The sequence below is a fragment of the Rhizobium laguerreae genome (genome assembly GCF_002008165.1).
Taxonomy (GTDB): domain Bacteria; phylum Pseudomonadota; class Alphaproteobacteria; order Rhizobiales; family Rhizobiaceae; genus Rhizobium; species Rhizobium laguerreae.
On sequence record NZ_MRDM01000030.1, the window covers coordinates 358,960 to 378,026 of the forward strand.

At 60.5% G+C, this 19,067-nt stretch carries 17 protein-coding genes; 6 read left to right on the plus strand and 11 right to left on the minus strand.

What is annotated here, in order from left to right:
• Positions 1-138 precede the first annotated feature (138 nt).
• The gene (locus BS630_RS31650) at positions 139-3,165 is read left to right on the plus strand and encodes an alpha-mannosidase (RefSeq protein WP_077980591.1); all 3,027 of its coding nucleotides are present in this window, start codon (positions 139-141) and stop codon (positions 3,163-3,165) included.
• A 66-nt stretch (positions 3,166-3,231) separates the two neighbouring features.
• Here the strand turns inward: BS630_RS31650 and BS630_RS31655 are convergent, their stop codons facing one another.
• Positions 3,232-3,870: a TetR/AcrR family transcriptional regulator gene (locus BS630_RS31655; protein WP_077980592.1), complete on the minus strand. Its 639-nt coding sequence runs from the start codon at positions 3,868-3,870 to the stop codon at positions 3,232-3,234.
• Positions 3,871-4,073: 203 nt separating this feature from the next.
• Between BS630_RS31655 and BS630_RS31660 the strand changes: the two genes are divergently transcribed.
• On the plus strand, positions 4,074-6,557 hold the full coding sequence (locus BS630_RS31660; RefSeq protein WP_077980593.1) for a glycoside hydrolase family 3 C-terminal domain-containing protein: 2,484 nt from the start codon (positions 4,074-4,076) through the stop codon (positions 6,555-6,557).
• An 88-nt stretch (positions 6,558-6,645) separates the two neighbouring features.
• Here the strand turns inward: BS630_RS31660 and BS630_RS31665 are convergent, their stop codons facing one another.
• Entirely contained in the window at positions 6,646-6,981 is a 336-nt protein-coding gene (locus BS630_RS31665) for a hypothetical protein (RefSeq protein WP_077980594.1), read from the minus strand.
• 253 nt (positions 6,982-7,234) lie between these two features.
• Here BS630_RS31665 and BS630_RS31670 point away from each other — a divergent pair, with 253 nt between their 5' ends.
• A complete protein-coding gene (locus tag BS630_RS31670; protein ID WP_025396923.1) occupies positions 7,235-7,705 on the plus strand; it encodes an Hsp20 family protein in 471 nt (156 codons plus the stop codon).
• Positions 7,706-8,022: 317 nt separating this feature from the next.
• Here the strand turns inward: BS630_RS31670 and BS630_RS31675 are convergent, their stop codons facing one another.
• The 3 genes from BS630_RS31675 to BS630_RS31685 form a co-directional block, all read right to left on the minus strand.
• Positions 8,023-8,559, minus strand: coding sequence for an OmpA family protein (locus tag BS630_RS31675; protein WP_025396922.1), 537 nt, complete (start codon positions 8,557-8,559; stop codon positions 8,023-8,025).
• A gap of 14 nt (positions 8,560-8,573) precedes the next feature.
• Positions 8,574-9,248 (minus strand): L,D-transpeptidase, encoded by a 675-nt coding sequence (locus tag BS630_RS31680; protein ID WP_077980595.1) that lies wholly within the window; start codon positions 9,246-9,248, stop codon positions 8,574-8,576.
• A gap of 163 nt (positions 9,249-9,411) precedes the next feature.
• The gene (locus tag BS630_RS31685) at positions 9,412-10,365 is read right to left on the minus strand and encodes an alpha/beta fold hydrolase (protein ID WP_077980596.1); all 954 of its coding nucleotides are present in this window, start codon (positions 10,363-10,365) and stop codon (positions 9,412-9,414) included.
• Positions 10,366-10,507: 142 nt separating this feature from the next.
• On the opposite strand from BS630_RS31685, the gene BS630_RS31690 reads away from it, so the two are divergent.
• The 3 genes from BS630_RS31690 (at position 10,508) to BS630_RS31700 (ending at position 12,616) form a co-directional block, all read left to right on the plus strand.
• Positions 10,508-11,557, plus strand: a complete 1,050-nt coding sequence (locus BS630_RS31690; protein WP_077980597.1) for an AI-2E family transporter — start codon at positions 10,508-10,510, stop codon at positions 11,555-11,557.
• 91 nt (positions 11,558-11,648) lie between these two features.
• Positions 11,649-12,089 (plus strand): DUF2267 domain-containing protein, encoded by a 441-nt coding sequence (locus BS630_RS31695; protein WP_077980598.1) that lies wholly within the window; start codon positions 11,649-11,651, stop codon positions 12,087-12,089.
• A 101-nt stretch (positions 12,090-12,190) separates the two neighbouring features.
• Positions 12,191-12,616: a CBS domain-containing protein gene (locus BS630_RS31700; RefSeq protein WP_027664465.1), complete on the plus strand. Its 426-nt coding sequence runs from the start codon at positions 12,191-12,193 to the stop codon at positions 12,614-12,616.
• Between the two features lie 27 nt (positions 12,617-12,643).
• On the opposite strand, the gene BS630_RS31705 is transcribed toward BS630_RS31700, so the two are convergent.
• From BS630_RS31705 to BS630_RS31730, 6 genes are all read right to left on the minus strand, one after another.
• Positions 12,644-13,669 (minus strand): ABC transporter ATP-binding protein, encoded by a 1,026-nt coding sequence (locus tag BS630_RS31705; protein ID WP_077980753.1) that lies wholly within the window; start codon positions 13,667-13,669, stop codon positions 12,644-12,646.
• A complete protein-coding gene (locus tag BS630_RS31710; RefSeq protein WP_077980599.1) occupies positions 13,669-14,646 on the minus strand; it encodes an ABC transporter ATP-binding protein in 978 nt (325 codons plus the stop codon). Before BS630_RS31710 ends, BS630_RS31705 begins: the two co-directional genes overlap by 1 nt.
• The gene (locus tag BS630_RS31715) at positions 14,643-15,557 is read right to left on the minus strand and encodes an ABC transporter permease (RefSeq protein ID WP_077980600.1); all 915 of its coding nucleotides are present in this window, start codon (positions 15,555-15,557) and stop codon (positions 14,643-14,645) included. Before BS630_RS31715 ends, BS630_RS31710 begins: the two co-directional genes overlap by 4 nt.
• Positions 15,558-15,560: 3 nt before the next feature.
• Complete coding sequence (locus tag BS630_RS31720) at positions 15,561-16,535, minus strand: ABC transporter permease (protein ID WP_077980601.1); 975 nt, start codon at positions 16,533-16,535, stop codon at positions 15,561-15,563.
• Between the two features lie 66 nt (positions 16,536-16,601).
• The gene (gene ggt, locus BS630_RS31725) at positions 16,602-18,212 is read right to left on the minus strand and encodes a gamma-glutamyltransferase (RefSeq protein ID WP_077980602.1); all 1,611 of its coding nucleotides are present in this window, start codon (positions 18,210-18,212) and stop codon (positions 16,602-16,604) included.
• Complete coding sequence (locus BS630_RS31730) at positions 18,209-19,063, minus strand: alpha/beta hydrolase (protein ID WP_077980603.1); 855 nt, start codon at positions 19,061-19,063, stop codon at positions 18,209-18,211. The genes ggt and BS630_RS31730 overlap by 4 nt, the downstream gene beginning before the upstream one ends.
• Positions 19,064-19,067 lie beyond the last annotated feature (4 nt).

The window sequence follows — 19,067 nt, forward strand, 5'->3', positions numbered from 1 at the left end:
TCGACAGGACCCGCTGGGAGGAGGGCCGGCAAAACGCGATCCTTGTCGCGCCATCTTCATCTCCCCCAAACCAATGACCACGACCCCAAAAGCATGACGACAAGATTGTCAGCCGTCGATTTTTCAACAGGATAAGCCATGCCTCTGACCATTGCCCAGCGCCTCGATCGTCTGAAAGTTCGCATTGCCGAGTTGGCGCATTGGCGAGATCGACAAAGTGCTGCGATCGACGGCTGGACTTTCGAGGGCGAGCCGATTGGCCATCACCAGGATTGGCCGCACCGCCAGGGAGTGGTGCATTTTGCCGCGACCGCTGAAGCGCCGGAGGCGTGGCCTCTCGACGATATTCGCCTGCAGCTCGACCTCGGCGGCGAGAGCCTGATTACGCTCAGCTACCCCGACGGCGAGACGGAAACATTCGGTCTCGATCCCTACCATCAGGAATTCCCGCTGAAGGGCCGCCGCTTTTCGATCGCAACGGAAACCGTCGCCCGGTTTCCATTCGGCGAGCCCAATCGCGCTCCACGGCTCAACAAGGCCCAATTTATCTGGCTCGATGGTCCAGCTCACCGCCTGCATCTTCTGTTGAAGCAGGTTGCCGAGGCAATCGAGACGCTCGGCGAGCATGAAGTCGTGCCGCATCTGATGGATGCCGCCGAGCATGCGTTGCGCAGCCTCGACTGGCCGTCGGATACGGCCACCTATATCTCCCGCACGTCCGGCGCCGTCATGCAGCAGAAGATCTGGGAACTGCCGGAGCTCGAGGCTAATCCGGCAGGCCTCACGGACGAGCAGAGCGCTTCGGCGGCCACGGCCTTCGAGGCTCTGACGGCGCGGTTGAAGGAGCTGCAGAAGCGCTTTCCCCCGAACGGAGAACTGCTGCTGACGGGCCATGCGCATATCGATCTCGCCTGGCTTTGGCCCTATCGCGAGACGCGGCGGAAAATGCGGCGCACCTTCAATACGGCGCTCTCGCTGATGGAGCGCTCCGACGATTTTCGTTTCAATCAATCGACCGCTCATTATTACGCGCAGATGGAAGAGGAAGACCCGGAGCTTCTCGAGCGCATCAAGCAGAAGGTCACTGAAGGAAAGTGGGAAACCGTCGGCGGCATGTGGGTGGAGCCCGACACCAACATGCCGACCGGCGAAAGCCTCGCCCGTCAGGTTCTCTATGGCCAGCGTTATTTCGAAAAGACCTTCGGCACCCGCCATACGGTCTGCTGGCTGCCAGACTGCTTCGGCTTTTCCGGCGCGCTGCCGCAGATCCTGAAACAGGGCGGCATCGACAGCTTCTTCACGATCAAGGTCAACTGGAGCGAGACCAACCATATCCCCTCCGATCTCTTCTGGTGGAAGGGCCTCGATGGCAGCCAGGTGCTGACCCACACGTTCGACAATCCGATGCAGGGTTATAACGGCTTCGTGCAACCCGATTGCTACGTGCCGACATGGAAGAATTTCCGCGGCAAGACCCAGCACGATACTTCGCTGCTGGCCGTCGGCTATGGCGACGGCGGCGGCGGCGTCACGCCGGAGATGGTCGAGCGCGAAGTGCAGCTGCGCGATTTCCCGGCTATCCCGCAGGCGCGATGGGGCACCGTCAAAAGCTATTACGAGCAGGCCCACCGTACCGCATCGAAAAAGAACCTTCCGGTGTGGGATGGTGAAATCTATCTCGAACTGCACCGCGCCACGCTGACGTCGCAAAGCGGCGTCAAGCGCAAGCACCGCCAGGCCGAACGGGCGCTGATCACCGCCGAAACCATCGCTTCGCTGGCGCATATGCTCGGAGCAGACAGGCCCCGAAGCCTCGAAGCGGATTGGCGCGTTGTTCTGAAGAACGAGTTTCACGACATTCTGCCGGGCTCGAGCATCCGTGAAGTCTATCAGGATGCGGAGCAGGAACTGGGCGGCGCCATCGAACATGCCAAGGCCGAGCAGGCAAAGTCATTGCAGGCGCTGTCGGCCAAGCTGCCGAAGGGCGGCGTTGGCGGCGCCCTCGTCGTCGTCAATCCGTCGCTTTCGCCGAGGCCGCTCAGCGCGACACTCTCTGACGGCACGGTCATTGCGGCCGCCGATCTCGTCGCGCCCTTGTCCGTCGCAGTCTTCGACAAGGGCTCACTCAAGCCGGCGGGCGAGCTGAAGGCGGGGGCCGAGCGTCTCGAAAACGAGCACCTCTCGGTCTCCATCGGCAGGGACGGGGCGGTTGCAAGCCTCGTTCACAAGGCCACAGGCCGGGAGGCGGTCGACGGCTCGGCAAATCAGCTCTGGGTCTATCCGGCCGACAAGCCGCGCAACTGGGACGCCTGGGATATCGATGCGGATTATGCCGAAAAGGCCGTCCGCCTCGATGCGCCTGATAGCATCACCCTCGTGGAAGACGGCCCGCACCGCGCGGCGATCCGCGTCGTTTACCGCTACCGGAATTCGAGCGTCACGCAGACCTATGTGCTGACGGCCAACGCCAGGCGGCTCGACATCGAAACGACGATCGACTGGCATGATCGCCGCACGCTTCTGCGAACCCTGAACCCGGTCGCCGCACAGGCCCGCAAGGCGACCTTCGAATGCGCCTTCGGCATCGTCGAGCGGGCAACGCACACGAATACGTCCTGGGAACAGGCGATGTTCGAGGCCGTCGCGCACCGCTTCGTCGATATCAGCGAGCCGGACTTCGGAGTCGCGCTGCTCAACAATGCCAAATACGGCCATAGCGCGCGCGGCAACGTGATCGGCATGAGCCTCGTGCGCGGGCCGATCTATCCGGATCCACTGGCCGATGAAGGCGAGCAGAGCTTCACCTATGCGCTGATGCCGCATGAAGGCGCCTGGCATGAAGGCGGCGTTCTCGATGAGGCGATCGATCTCAACCAACCGCTCGTCTCGGCTGAATCCAGCGGCCTCTCCGCCGGCACTTTCACGCCGCTTGCGGTCACCGGCATCCCCGTTGCTTTCTCAGGCCTGAAACCGGCGGAAGAGGGCGACGGCCTCATCCTGCGTCTTTACGAACCGGCCGGCCGGCGCGGCAGGCTCGCCCTCGACCTACCTTCCGGATGGGCAGCATCACAGCCGCTGAACATTCTCGAAGAGCCGATGGAGCGGAAGGGACCTGCCGACATTATGCCGTTCGAAATCCGGACCTGGAAGCTGCGAAATGGCTGACGACATGTCTTGGCAGATGGCCCTTCGTTTCGGTGCCGCGGAATGATCCACGGCGCTCAGCCAAGCTCAGCCCTCTAAACCAAGGCTCGCCAGCAGGCGGCCGACATAAGCTTCCAACCCGCCGACCATGTCGAAGCGGGTGGGATCGCGCAGCCAGAGCATCTGAAGGCCATCCATCACTGCGATCAGTTCAGCCGCCATCGCCTTGCCATTAATCTTGCGGTCGATCGAGCCATCGGCGACGGCCAGTTCGAAGGTGGCGGCGATGTCGTTCTGCAGCTGGGTGGCACGATCGAGAAACCATGCCTTGGCCGGGTGATCCTTCATCAGGCTCTCGGCGTTCAGTATGGCGAAGGCCCTGACGACCTCAAACATTTCGGCGTTGCGGCGGAAGACCTCGACCATGCCCTTGAGCAGGCCGCGGAGATCGGAACGATAGGGCCCGATGAAGCTTTCACATTCGAGATCGCGCTTGTCCAGAATGGCAAGCAGGAGATCGACCTTGGTCGGAAAATGGTGCAGCAGGCCCGGCAGCGACAGGCCGACGTCGCGAGCCACATCGCCGATAGCCGAATTCTGGTAGCCGTCTTCGGCAAAACGTTGCATCGCAGCCGACAGGATCTCCGTGCGGCGTGCTTCGCCCTTGCGAGATCGGCGCCGTCGCTTTTCGTCCTGTCCGGTATTCGATTCCGAAACCTCTGCCATCGTCTCTTCCGCCTGCCTCTTTCTTCCGTCCTCCATCCATACATCACAACTCGACAGTTGACATCTTAAAAATACCGAGTAATCGGTAGGTTTAAGAACTGCATGGCGCGTGGAGAAGTTGGCGTCGCCGCCGGATGAACTGGCATCAAGCATGCTCGCCCAGCACTTCGCAATGCCCGAATTCCATTGAAGGAGAGGTTTGCATGATCGATTCCATTCTCGACAAGATGACGCTCGAGGAGCAGGTCTCGCTGCTATCAGGCGCCGATTTCTGGACGACCGTTCCCGTCGAGCGTCTTAATGTGCCGAAGATCAAGGTGACGGACGGGCCGAATGGGGCTCGCGGCGCGGGTTCGCTGGTCGGCGGCGTCAAGGCGACCTGCTTTCCTGTCGCCATTGCGCTCGGCGCCACCTGGAATCCCGATCTCGTCGAGCGCATGGGCGTGGCTCTTGCCCAGCAGGCAAAGAGCAAGGGTGCCGCCGTGCTGCTCGCCCCCACGGTGAATATCCATCGTTCCGGCCTCAACGGGCGGAATTTCGAGTGTTATTCCGAGGATCCGATGCTGACCGCGGAACTCGCCGTCGCCTATATCAAGGGCGTGCAGAGCCAGGGGATCGCCGCGACGATCAAGCATTTCGCCGGCAATGAATCCGAGATCGAGCGGCAGACCATGTCCTCCGATATCGACGAGCGGACGTTGCGCGAAATCTACTTTCCGCCCTTCGAGCAGGCTGTCAGGCGCGCCGGCGTAATGGCCGTCATGTCTTCCTATAACCGTCTCAACGGTACCTATACGAGCGAGCATGCGTGGCTGCTGACCAAGGTGCTGCGCGAGGAATGGGGGTTCGACGGGATCGTTATGTCCGACTGGTTCGGTTCGCATTCGACGGCCGAGACGATCAATGCCGGTCTTGATCTCGAAATGCCTGGCCCGGCGCGTGATCGCGGCGAGAAGCTGGTTGCGGCCGTGCGTGAGGGCAAGGTCGAGGCGGCGACCGTGCGGGCGGCGGCACGGCGGATCCTGCTGCTTCTCGAGCGGGTCGGCGCGTTCGAGAAGAAGCCTGACCTTACGGAGCAGGCGGTCGACCTGCCGGAAGACCGGGCGCTGATCCGGCGTCTCGGCGCCGAAGGCGCAGTCCTGCTCAAGAACGACAGCATCCTGCCGCTTGCCAAGACGTCGCTCGACCGGATCGCCGTCATCGGACCCAACGCCGCGAGCGCGCGCGTCATGGGCGGCGGCAGCGCGCAGATCGCCGCCCATTATACAGTCAGCCCGCTCGACGGCATTCGAGCCGCCCTTTCCAATGCCAACAGCGTCAGCCACGCCGTCGGCTGCCGCCATAACCGCCTGACCGAGGTGTTCAAGGGAAAGATCACCGTCGAATATTTCAAGGGGCGTGGGTGCCAGGGCGATCCGCTTCATGTCGAGACCGTCGACAAGGGCGAGTTCTTCTGGTTCGAGTTGCCGTCAGGCGAACTCGACCCCGCAGATTTCTCGGCGCGGATGACGATGCAATTCGTGCCGGAGGAAAGCGGCGATCACCTCTTCGGCATGACCAATGCCGGACTGGCGCGGCTCTTCGTCAATGACAGGCTCGCGGTCGACGGCCATGACGGCTGGACACGCGGCGAAAACTATTTCGGCACCGCCAATGACGAACAACGCGGCACGGTGGCGCTCGATGCGGGCAAGGCCCATACCGTCACCGTCGAGTATGACACGCCGGTGGCGACCGGGGAGGGGATCAACCTTACCGCCATTCGTTTCGGCGTCGAAAAGCCCTTGGGCGAGGCCGATATGCGGCAAGCCGTCGAGACGGCACTGAATGCCGACGTGACGCTTCTCTTTGTCGGCCGCGATGGCGAATGGGATACCGAGGGCTTGGACCTGCCCGACATGCGACTTCCCGGCCGGCAGGAGGAACTGATCGAGCGGGTTGCGGCCGTCAACGCCAACACCGTGGTCGTGCTGCAGACCGGCGGCCCGGTGGAAATGCCTTGGCTCGGCAAGGTTCGTGCCGTGCTGCAGATCTGGTATCCCGGACAAGAGCTGGGCAATGCCGTCGCTGATGTCCTCTTCGGCGATGTCGAGCCCGGCGGACGCCTGCCGCAGACATTCCCGAAGGCGCTTGCCGACAATTCCGCAATAACAGGCGATCCAGCCGTCTATCCGGGTAAGGATGGGCATGTGCGCTATGCCGAAGGTGTATTCGTCGGCTATCGTCATCACGATACACGCGCTATCGAGCCGCTCTTCCCCTTCGGTTTCGGCCTCGGATATACGCGCTTCAGCTGGGGCAAGCCGCGCCTGTCGGCCAGCGACATGGGGGCCGAAGGCGTGACCGTCAGCGTCGATCTGACCAATATCGGCGACCGGGCCGGCTCGGAACTGGTCCAGCTCTATGTGCGTTCGCCAAAGTCCAAGGTGGAGCGGCCGGACAAGGAACTGCGCGCCTTCGCAAAGCATTCGCTGCTGCCCGGTGAAACAGGGACAGCCGTGATGAAGATCCTGCCGCGTGATCTTGCTTATTTCGACGTTGAGGCCGGCGCCTTCCGCGCCGAGCCCGGCGGCTACCAGCTGGTCGTTGCGGCAAATGCCGCGGATATCAGGTTCATCATCGATCTGCCGTCACCGCTCGACACCCTGTTGCCGCCTGCATACGCAGCGGCCACCCTCTTCGGATAGCTCGCCGCCTCGACTATTCCGCCTATTCGACCGACGAAGTGCGCGCTCGACAGGGCAATTTCGGGCGCGCCGATCTCTCAACTGAATTTCAACCGGCTTGGGCCTTGGACGTCAGGGAAGCGCGCGTCGCAGTCCTTTCCCGAGGTGGTCCTTCGCCATCAAGGGCTTTGAGCGCGGCGAGGATGTCGGCATAACGCACCGGCGACGGTACGCCAGGCGGCTGCCGTAGAGCCGGAACGGACTCAATCGCATAGAGATCCGAAGCCCACGACGCCAGGATCGCTCTCTTCTCCTGCGCAGAGATGTCGGCGGCGAGAACTTCGTTCGGAGAGGTGAAATGGTGATGGGGATGAAGAATGTGCGAGGCGGAGATCGCCTCGATAACGCCATCCGGAGGCGTCGTGCTGGTGCTTTTGCCGGTCATGAACTTCTCCCAAAAATTTCCACACAAGTGAAGAACATCTTCAGGCACCATTCGATTTAGGTGAAGGAAAACAGCATTCAAGAGGCTTACAGCCGACCTTGAGCCTCGGCCAAAAAATTTTTTGATGTCCTCTTGAATCGAAAAACGCGCGAAACCAGATCATTTTCGTCGACAGCGCAAAGGCGGGTCGATCAGACCGGGGACGCGTTTTGGACGCGTCTCCATTCCATGTTGCTTTACGGAGGATATGGCTATGAGAAACGAACTTGACTTCGCACCCCTTTACCGGTCCAGCATCGGCTTCGACCGGGTCTTCAACCTCTTGAACAATGCGCAGCGGCTGCAGGCGATCGAGACCTGGCCGCCCTATGACATCGTCAAGACGAGCGAAGACGACTATCGTATCCAGATGGCAGTCGCCGGTTTCGCCGAGGCCGATCTCGAGATCACCCAGGAGCGGAACGTGCTCGTGGTGAAAGGCCAGAAGGCCGAAGGGAAGGATGGCGAATATCTGCATCGCGGCATTGCCGGGCGCGCGTTTGAACGTCGCTTCGAACTCGCGGACCACGTCAGGGTCGAGAATGCCTCCCTGACGAACGGTATTCTCTCGATCGCGCTGAAGCGTGAGGTGCCGGAAGCCATGAAGCCGCGCAAAATCGCCATTGGAGACGGCTCCTTTCAGCAGGCGCCTCTTCAGATCGAAGCAGAGCGCCAGGTGGCTTAAGGAGCGCTTCTCGATGAAGTCCCGGAAAAAGCCGTTCACGGTCGAAATCAGGAAACGCCGCGGGGCAAGTGCAAAGGACGCAGGAAAGCGTGTGCTCTCGAAGCTTCTTGACAAGCTCCGCTCGGGAGCCTCGGCTCCGGTAGCGCGATCCTGAATTGAGTTGCATGCAAGGAGGGCCGGCTTGGTGGCCGGCCCTTTGTCCGACGGACCACCATAATGGCTTCGCCGCATCCCCCGCAAATGCCCCTAAGCGACGTCGTCTTGCCGCGAATTACGTGGCTTCATCCCCTTTTGCACAAGGGGCATTCGCGAAGAGATCAGACAGCGTCGGGCTGCTTGCGAAGATTGGAGACGACGCGCCGGTTCTGCACTTTGCAGGAGCGCTCCGTGCAATCGCGGACTTCGCGCTCGTTCCCGTAACCCTTGGCCCACATCCGCTTTGCGTCCACGCCCTTTGAGATAAGATAAGCCATTGCCGCGTCGGCACGCTTCTGCGACAGCGTCTCCATATTAGACGCAGACCCTGAATCGTCGGCGAATCCCTGTAGCTTGAGCATCCAGGTCGGGTTGTTGTTGAGCCAGCTGGCTTGTTTGTCCAACGTCGCCATGGCGACGGAATCGAGCTTGGCGGAGTCCTGCGTAAAATAGATCCGTCGGCCGACATTCAGGATAAAATCTTGCTCGCTGCCAGCCGCGACGTTTTCGAAACCAGGCGCCGGATCGTTCGTCTGGCCGGTCATTGGCACCGCCGCAGGTTCTTCGAGCGAGGCGAGTTCGGTGGTGGAGCAGGCGGCAAGCGCCAAGAGCATTGTCGCGGCGAGAAGGCGCCTCGTAAATCCGGTCGCAATAGAGATCAAGGTGATATTCCTTATTCGACCGGGGTTGTCTGGCTGACCTGAGTGGCGCTTTCAGCCTGGTCTGCGATATGCGGCAGGACCTGCACCGCAGTGCCGATGGGGCAACGCTGGTAAAGATCGATGGCGTCTTCGTTAAACATACGGATACAGCCGCTGGAGGCATCCTTGCCGATGCTCCAGGGCTCCAGCGTGCCGTGGAAGCGATAGCCGGTATCGACGCCGTCGCGATGCAGGTACATGGCGCGTGGCCCGAGTGGGTTTTTCGGTGAGCCTCCCGCCACGAATTCGGGCAGTTCCGGATGGCGCTTGCGCATCTCCGGCGGCGGCGTCCAGCGCGGCCACAGCGATTTGCTGTCGATCGTCGCGCGGCCAAACCATTTGAAGCCCTCGCGACCGACGCCGACGCCGTAGCGAATGGCCGTCTTGTTCTCCATGATCACGTAGAGAAAATGGTGCCTCGTGTCGACGACGACGGTGCCGATCGGCTCGCTGCTGAAATATTTGACAACCTGGCGGTGCCACTGTTTGTCGATCTTGGCGAAGTTGGTCCTTCGGAACGTCACGCCATTGTCGACAGCGGTGCCGTCGAAATAGGAAGACGCCGCGGCAAATGCGGGTTTCCGGATTGCACCGGCGCCAAGTAACGCCAAACCACCCAGCACAATATTTCTGCGAGTCCACGGCATCGGCAATATCCCCCTTAAAGCCAAGCAGCGAAGCGTCAGTAAATCAGATTTTTCATTTGCCACAACAGAAAAATCATCTCCTCCCCAAAGGCGGAGATCGGGTCACAGTCCTCCTGTGTCTGGTATTGCCCATCGTTACTCTGGAATGCCGCGGCGCTTCGAGTTAAGGAGCCGGGCATTCATCTCCTCTGAAGATCGGCATGTACTCTTCCGCAACCGCCTGCGAGCCGATGCTCCTCACACGCGGCAGTTCCGCTTCTTCGAATGCCTCCACAAGAGCACAAAGCATCTCTCGCGCCACGCCAGGGACCACATGATGGGGCAAGTGCCCGACACCTTCCAGCAATCTGACGATCGGCCTCGGATGCTTCCTGCAAAGCCAATCAATATGCCAGTGCGGTGAAATCACGCGGTCCGCCACCCCGAAGAGAACGTGCAGGGGAAGATCGCCAGGCAGATCTGGAAGGCGCTCCATGTCTCGGTTGAAGGCGCGCAACTCGTCGGCCATCGTGCGGATGGTAATGGGATTGACCACGTGAGAGGCCGGCAGGCCCGAGAGATGAGAAGGCAGGGGATTGGGAAAAGAGGACGACCTCAGACCTCGATCCAGAAAGAATGCTGGCCACCGACCGATGACGTGCTGGCGGATCAACGGCCCGACCACCGGAGCGACCGCCGATCTAAGCACGATCAATGGCTTCGATGGCACAGGGGCGCAACACGGGGACATGAGAAAAATTCCGCTGACGAGGTCTGGTCTTCTTGCAGCAAGGTGTAACGCCGCTGCGCTGCCGATCGAGTGCGCGACGATCCTCACCTCCGGCAGATCAAGAGACGCGAGAAGGCGTTCAAGCCAGAAGGACTGTCCCTCAGGTCCGCGCTCAGCCGGTGCAAGCGGCGTGCTCCGTCCATAGCCAGGCCGGTCGGGTGCAATGATCCGGAAATCGCTGTTGTCGAAGGGAAGCAAAATTTCCTGCGCAAGGCTGCCGCAGCCATGCAGGAGGAGGACTGGGATGCCATGTGAGTTGCCACCGTCAAGGATGTGAACATCCTGATCTTCAACGTGAATTGTTGTTCCGAGCGTCGGCTGGAGTGGCTTCACTAACATGAACCGCATAACTAAAATCCGAAGAAGAAGTTCCGGCCGGTTGGGGGACGGCGCCTACGGCAATGAACCGTTAGTGTAGGATGGAAGGGAGGCCCAGCGTTGCCGCCTTATCTGTGCTACCATCATCGCGGTCTCGAAGCGGAAAGATCGAATGCTCCTTCAGCGTGTCAGTTTCTATGTGCTTCTGGTCCTCGTGACCATAGCGTTCGTCGCCGTCGTGCTACCGTTCTATTCGGCGATATTCTGGGCAGTCGTCCTCGCTATCATCTTCTTCCCGCTTCACGCCCGTATCGAGGCTCGGCTGGGTGGGCGCGGAAACCTTGCTGCAGCGCTCTCTGTGTTGATCTGTCTCTGCGTCGTTATCATTCCCGGGCTGATCGTCCTCAGTTCACTCGTCCAGCAGGGCAACCATCTCTACCAACGTATGGACACTGGCGAGATCGACGTCCGGAGCTTTATTCATAATCTGCAGGAAGCATTGCCCTTGTTCCTCCGCGACTGGCTCCGGAGCATCGAGCTGAACGGCGTCGATACGTTACAGGATCGCGTTTCCTCGGCATTGATGCAGGGCGGCGGTTTTTTTGCCGGACGCGCCTTAAGCCTCGGTCAGAACACCCTGCGGTTCTTCGTCACCTTCGGCGTGATGCTCTATCTCCTGTTCTTCATGTTCCGGGATGGGCGCGCCGTTGCCCGCGCCATCAGAAGAGCGCTGCCTCTCAGCGATGCCCATACCCTTCGCTTCACTTCCAAATTCACTTCGGTCGTTCACGCGACCGTGCGAGGCAATATTATCATCGCCATCATCCAGGGTTCGATCGGCGGCATCGCCTTTTGGGCCCTCGGCGTCGAGCCAGCCCTTCTGTGGGGCGTACTGATGAGCTTCCTGTCGCTGCTGCCTGCGGTCGGCGCCGCATTGATCTGGGTGCCCACGGCCATTTACCTGGCCCTGGCCGGCTTTTGGATGAAGGCGATTGTGCTGGTTGCGGTCGGCGCCCTCGTCATCGGTCTTGTCGATAATCTTCTGAGGCCATCCTTGGTCGGCAGGGAGACCAAGCTTCCCGACTATGTCGTCCTCATTTCCACCATTGGCGGCATCTCTCTCGTAGGCATCAATGGTTTCGTGATCGGCCCGTTGATAGCCGCTCTCTTCATCGCCGCTTGGGGGATATTCGTGGAGGAGGAGGGCACGTCGGATTCCTGACGATGCGGCCGGAGCATTTAACGATGGCTTCCGGAACTTTCATCTCCCTCAATGGTTCAACAGATTCGAACCATCATCATGGAGGTGAGCCATGAGCGCTTCGGGTGTCGCCGTCTTCGATAAGACCCTGCAAACCACAAATATATGGCTCGACGATCTGATGGCCGACCAGGGACCTGATCGGCAGCTCGCCTGGCATGTGCTTGGCGCGGTTCTTCATACGTTGAGAGATCGTCTGCCGATCGATCTGGCTGCGCATCTGTCGGCTCAGCTGCCGCTCCTTGTGCGCGGCGCCTATTACGATCGATACGATCCTTCCAATCAACCCGTCCGCTCCCGTTCCCTGGATGAGTTCCTGGAGCAGGTGAACCACGAGCTTTCATCGACGCATCCGGTAGACGCGAAGGAGGCCGTGCGGTCGGTTTTCCGTGTGCTTTCCCACTACATCGATCCGGGCGAGGTGCGGAAAGTGCGCCACGGACTGCCGGCAGAAGTCCAGGCGCTCTGGCCGGATCCGGATATGCGCCATTAGGGCCTCAAGAGAGTGACAGGAGCCGCAACCACATCGTTTCGGAAACGACTCTCACCGGAACATTCGACGTCCACTAACCGCAAAAGGCAGGAGGAAAGACCATGAAAGTGTCAGAGATCATGTCGCGCGATGTAGAAATCGCCAACCCTAACCAGACGATAGCCGAAATCGCGAGATGCATGGCCGACAGGCAGATCGGCTTCCTGCCGGTCGGCGACAACGACCGGCTCGTCGGAACCATCACCGACCGCGATCTCGTCGTGCGCGGGCTTGCCGGCGGATTAGGGGGCGATGCAAAGGTGCGCGAAGTCATGTCGCGCGATGTCAAATATTGTTTCGAAGACGAAGATGTCGACGACGTGACCCGCAATATGGGGCAGGTCCAGGTCCGCCGCCTTCCCGTCGTCAATCGTGACAAACGCCTTACCGGCGTCATCTCGCTCGGCGACGCGTCCCTGGCGGACACCGCTGCAGCAGGGGCCGGGTTGAAAAAGGTTTCCCGACCGGGCGGTGCTCATGCACATTAGAGGAGGATGATTTTAGGCCTGAAGCAATCAGCATCCTGTCGTTTGAGATCCTTCATCGTTGAGGTGGCAAGCCGACAGGTGCCCCGGTGCAATTTCCTTTTTCACTGGCACTTCCATATGACAGCGGTCCATCGCAAACGGGCATCGCGGATGGAAGTGACAGCCTTTTGGCGGGTTTATCGGGCTGGGGAGTTCGCCATCGACGGGCTTGAACTGTCGCTTGCCGGATTCGATGCGCGGCACCTCGGCCAATAGCGCTTTCGTGTAAGGATGATTGGGCCGCCTGAAAACCTCCTCGACGGGCGCCTCTTCGACGATGCGGCCGAGATACATGATCGCAACGCGATCGGAAATATGTTCCACGACGCCGAGATCATGGCTGACGAACAAATAGGTCAGGTCGAGCTTGTCACGAAGTTCCATGAACAGGTTGATCACCTGGGCCTGGATGGAAACGTCGAGTGCGGCGACGCTTTCGTCACAGACGAGGAATTTCGGCTGCACGGCAAGCGCACGCGCAATATTGACACGTTGCCGCTGGCCACCGGAAAACTGGTGCGGGTATCGCTTTTTCATGGCCGGGTCGAAACCGGCCAGCATCAAATATCTGTCGACATAGACGTCGCGTTCCGTCGAGCGGGCAAGCCCATGCGTTCGAGGCGCCTCCCAGATAAGCTCCTCGACGGTCATGCGCGGATTGAGAGCCGCCATCGGGTTCTGGAAGATCATCTGGCTGGCGAGACCGAACTGATGCTGCTCGCCTTTCGACATGGCGCTTCGATCCATCCCCTTCCAGAGAATCTGGCCCTGGCTCGGCGAGGTGATCCCGGCAATGGCGCGGCCGAGCGTCGACTTCCCGCAACCGCTTTCGCCGACGAGGCCGACAACCTCTCCGGGCCGAATGCTGAGGCTGACATTATCAAGCGCGTGAACGACAGGCGCCGGTTTGGCCAGTTTGAGCTTGAGCGCGATTTTAGCGGCGAGATCGGGCTTGGCTCCGAAGCGCTGCGACACGTTCCTCGCTTCGATCAGGGGCGCGGCGGTCGCCGTCATCATGCTACCTCTTTCGTTACGGGATGAATGCAGCGGAAGGAGCGATCGCCTTCCGGCACGAGCGCCGGCATGACCAGACAGCCGTCGGTTGCCCGATCACAGCGCGTACGAAAACTGCATCCCTGTGGGAGGCGGTTGATGGCCGGCGTCATGCCGCGGATCTGGCGAAGCGGCTCTCCGCGTCTGTTTTGCGAAGGAACGGACGCGATCAGACCGGCCGTGTAGGGATGATGAGGATCGGTCAGAACCTTGCCCACGGGTCCGGTCTCGACGAGGCGGCCAGCATACATGACGGCGATCTCGTCGGCCAATCTTGAGACGATCGCCAGATCGTGGGTGATCCAGATCACCGCCGTATTTCCCTCTTCGGTGAGCTTCTGGAATTCGGAAATGATCTGGCTCTGGATCGTCACATCCAGCGCCGTTGTCGGTTCATCGGCGATAATAAGGTCCGGCTTGTGAAGAAGCGCGATGGCAATCGCCACACGCTGGCGCATTCCGCCGGAAAACTGATGCGGATAAGCGGCAAGCCTTTCTTCAGGGCTTGGTATTCCGACCAGCGCCAAAGCATCGCGCGCCCGCTGCCGGGCAGCATCCTTCGAGACTCGCTCGTGTGCCTGCACGGCTTCCACCATCTGCGTGCCGACCGTCAGAACCGGATTGAGCGTCATCATCGGATCCTGGAATACCATGGCGATCCGTTTGCCGCGCAGCTGCCGCATCTCTTCGTCCGAATATTTCGCGATGTCGGCGCCGTCGAAGATGACGCTGCCGCCGACAATCCGCCCGGGCTTATCGAGGAGCCGCATGATCGAGAAGCCGGTCACCGACTTTCCGGATCCGGATTCTCCCACAAGACCAAGGACCTTGCCGCGCTCCACCGTGAATGACACATCATTGACGGCGCAAAGGCTGGGCCGTCCCCTGCCGCCGCCGAATTCGGTGACGAGATTGCTCACTTGCAGCAATGGGGTCATGACATGTTCCTCGGGTTGAGGACATCGCGCAGCCGGTCGCCGACGAGATTGATCGCCGCGATCGTGACCAGAAGGGCAATGCCGGGAAAGAAGCTGATCCAGTAGAGGCCCGTCAGAAGATACTGGTAGCCCGTCGAGATCAGCATGCCGAGCGATGGTTCGGTCACCGATGCACCGAGGCCGAGGAAGGACAAGGTTGCTTCGAGGCCAATTGCCCTGGCGATCTGCATGGTGGCGATGACGATGACCGGCGCAAGACAGTTCGGCAGCAGGTGCCTGAAGAGGATGCGCCATCCGGGCAGGCGCAGCATCCGGGCCGCCTCGATATACTCCTTCTCGCGCTCGACCAGAGCGGTGCCGCGGACGGTGCGGGCATAGGTCGCCCACTCGGCGATGATCAGTGCGATCACGACATTGGGCACGCCCTTGCCGAGCACAGCGAGCATCATGAGCGCCATCAATATGGTCGGAAACGAGAGCTGAAGGTCGACGAGCCGCATCATCGCGGTTTCCGTGCGACCTCCCATGTAAGCGGCGAACAGTCCGGCCGAGGTTCCGATGATGGCAGCAGCGAAAGCCGACAGAACGCCCACCAGCAACGAGGTGCGCAGGCCATAGAGGATGCCGGACAGAATATCGCGGCCCTGGCTGTCGGTACCGAGGTGATAGACAAGCCCGGTCATGGATTCGGACCCCGGCGGCAGCCGTCCGTCCATGATGTCGAGCTGCATCAAATCATAGGGGTTTTGCGGAGAGATCCATGGCGCGAACAGCGCCAGGCAACAGATGATCACCAGCGTGAGGAAGGCGATCGCGGCTGCAGGAGAGCTGAAGAAATCCGCAATCCCTTTCGACAGACGACTGGGTTCGGGCGCTGGAGCGCTTGTGTCTTGGGTGTTTGGTTCGGCCATGGGTCAAGCCTTTCCTTCCAGCCGGACCCGCGGATCCAGAAGGGTATAACAGATATCAATGATGAAATTGAGGACGACGAAGAGCAGCACCATCATCATCAGGTAGGCGACGATGACAGGGCGATCGAGAAGATTGATCGAGTCGATGATGAGCTTGCCCATGCCGGGCCACGCAAAGATGCTTTCGGTGACGACCGAAAAGGCGATCAGTGACCCGAATTCGAGGCCGATGATGGTCACCACCGGGATCATCAGGTTCTTGAGAACGTGCACGGAAATGATCCGCCGCTCTCGCAATCCCTTGGCGCGGGCAAACTTCACATAGTCCTGGGGAAGGACCTCCTGCACACCGGCGCGGGTCAGCCGAAGAATGAGCGACGTTTTAAACAGAGCCAAGTTGAAGGCGGGCAATAAGAGGTGCCTGATGCCGTCTGCGGTCAGAAACGACCATTGTACGCCAAGCAGTTCTTGCGTCGGGCCGCGGCCATTCGTCGGCAACCAGCCGAGCTCGACGGAAAATACCATGATCAGCATGAGACCGACCCAGAAGGTCGGAAGTGAGAAGCCCAGAATCGAACCGCTCATGATGAGCTGGGAGGAAATTCGATTGGGGTAGAGCCCTGCATACAGCCCAAGCGGTAAGCCGAACAGCAGCGCGATGCCGAGAGCCGTGATCGCCAGTTCGAGTGTCGCTGGGAGACGTTCAAGGATCAGACCCAGCGCCGGCCGCCCATAGACGAAGCTGTTGCCGAAATTCCCGTGCAGAAGTCCTTGGAGAAACAGCAGATATTGTTTCCACAGCGGCTGATCCAGGCCGTAATGCGCGATAACGAGTGCCCGCTCCGCCTGGTTGGCGTCCGGGTTGATCAAGATGTCGACCGGGTTGCCAATCACATTGACGCCGATGAAGACAATGATCGTCATCGCGACAACGACGAGCAGCGCCTGTATCAACCGCCTGATAATGGATGTGACCATTGAACCTCTCCCACAGCACCGCGCGTCTTTTCGAGAGCCGCAAAGGACGCTGTAACATTTTTGAATCTAGGCGACGGAGATCGCCATCCCGTCGCGCTGCGGATCGGCCGCGCCTTTCGAGATGCCGCCGTCAATCTTGATCGCGTGGACTGCGGCGAACGCATATGTCTGCGGCGACCGCGCCACCTGGTAGCCCTGCGCCCGCAACTCATCTTCGACAGAGTGGCGAATGCGATTGCAGATGTCGATCGTGTTTGACACTCCTACGATCCTTGGCGCCGAGACGGCCTCGATCACGGACATGTCGAAATCGATCATGTTCATCAGGCATTGCGCAACGGCCGGCGCGATATAGCTGCCGCCTGGCGCTCCGATGACGATGCTGGGCTCGTCGCCCTTAAAGACGATCGTCGGTGCCGCCGAGCTGGGACGCCGCTTGCCGGGCGCGATGGAGCCGGGCTTGCCCGGAAGCGGATTAAAGCGGCTCATCGTGCCATTGTACATGAAGCCGAGGCCATCGGTGATCGCGCCCGAGGGACTGCCGAGGGTGTGGGTCATCGCGACGGCATTGCCATCCTTGTCGATCACCGAGATATGGGTGGTGTCGCGTTGCGACCCATCAAGGCGCGATACGCTGGCGATCTCACCCGCCTTGATCGCGCCGGCATGCGCCTTTGCATGCTCTTTCGAAACCAGCTTTTCATAGGGCACGTCGACATATGCGGGATCGCCCATATGTGCGTCCTTGTCGATCGTCATCCGCTTCATCGCCTCGAACAGGATGCGGACATGCTCGGCGCTGCCATGCTGCAGCGAGCCGACATCGAACTGCTCCATGATATGCAGGAGTTCAAGCATCGGGAAGCCCGAGCCTGGTGGAGGCGAGGTGGCGATGCGGTTGTCGCGGTAGTCGCCCCAAACGGGCTCTACCTTCGACAATTCGTAACGCGCCAGATCCTGCCGATCGATCAAGCCGCCATTTGCCTTGAAATCGTCGGCGATCTGCTCGGCCAGTTCGCCGTGATAGAAGATGTCCGAGCCGCCGCTTCGCGCGATGCGTTCGAGGGTCTGTGCCATGTCCTTGTTGACGAGCAGGTCGCCGACATTCTTGAGCGTGCCGTCGTCGTGGAAATAGACTTTCCGGCCCGTTGCAGAAAAGCGCAGCTTGTCGAGCGTGTTGGCAAAACCGTCATTCGACTGGTCCTTGGCCCAATACCAGTGCATGTGGTTTCGGATCATGAAACCGTTACGGGCCAGGCGGATGGCCGGCTTGACGAGATCGGCCCAATCGAAGGTGCCGTAATTGCGTAGCGCGGTCTCATAGCCCTTTAGCGAGCCGGGAGTGCAGACGGCAAGGTAGCCGATATCGGAAATATTGCCTTCAAGCACGTAGCCGAAGCCGTCGCGGCTCTGGTGCTTGATCTTGTCGAGCCACATGTCCGGCGCAGCCTTCAACGGCGCGCGCGCATAAAATTCGAGGATCTCGTGCACGCCCTTTTTCGGCATATAGACATGCATGGAGCCGAAGCCGCCGATGCCGGCCATCTGCGGGTCGACCACACCTTGGACGAAAGCACAGGCAAGTGCTGCGTCGATGGCATTGCCGCCGCGTTCGAGAACTTCCGCGCCGGCTTCGACTGCCTCCGGCTGAGGCGCCACGATCGTTGCATTTCTCATTTCGCGCGACGGCCCTCCAGTACCTTTGCCAGGAAGGTCTTGACGTGACCGAGAACCTTCATCCGGTCGTGAGAGACGCCCGGAACACGATCGAATGTCACATCGACACCCGCTTTGCGGAATGAGCTCGCCAAGGCGGCAAGGCGCTCTGGCCGGGTTTTGCCGGCGTCGTTTGCGCCATCCATATAATATTTGCCGCCCGGCTTATGGGTGATTTCCCAGGTCTCCAGATCGGCGTCGCCGACGATCATATGCACCGGCACCTTGGCGAGATCCTCGGGCCGGAAGGCCTTGCCGAAGCGTGCCTCCAGATCCCGAATGCCGACCCACCAGTCACGCGTCGGATCCAGAAGGGTGACGGAACCAGGTGCGCCGATCGATGCCGCCCAGAGCTTTTCCGGATGCAGGATGGTGAAACGGTGCACGAAATGCCCGCCGCCGGAGAAGCCGAACATGGCGAATTTGGACCAGTCCTGGCGGTATTTGTCGGCCATCTCCGCGACCATGGCAAGGACGACCTGATCGTAGCGGATGTCGCCTTCCTCAAGAAACTTGTAGCCGGAACGCGCACCATCGCCGAGAACGCCAACCGGGAAGATCGGGCAAAGGATGGCGCAGTCGTTGTAGAGTCCGAATTCGGCAAAACCGTCGCGGAAGTCGATGGCCGACGTGCGCCCGGTGCCGTGGACCGCGACTAGGAGGTCGAGCTTGCGGCCGTCTGCCGCCGTCGGCGGCACATAAAGCACCATATGGAGGCGGGGATCGGCCTGAGAGGCGAAGATGGCCGTCTGGCCATAGTCATAGATGGCCTTCGCCCGGGCGACGGCTTCGCCCGTTCCAAGTTCCTGCATGAAT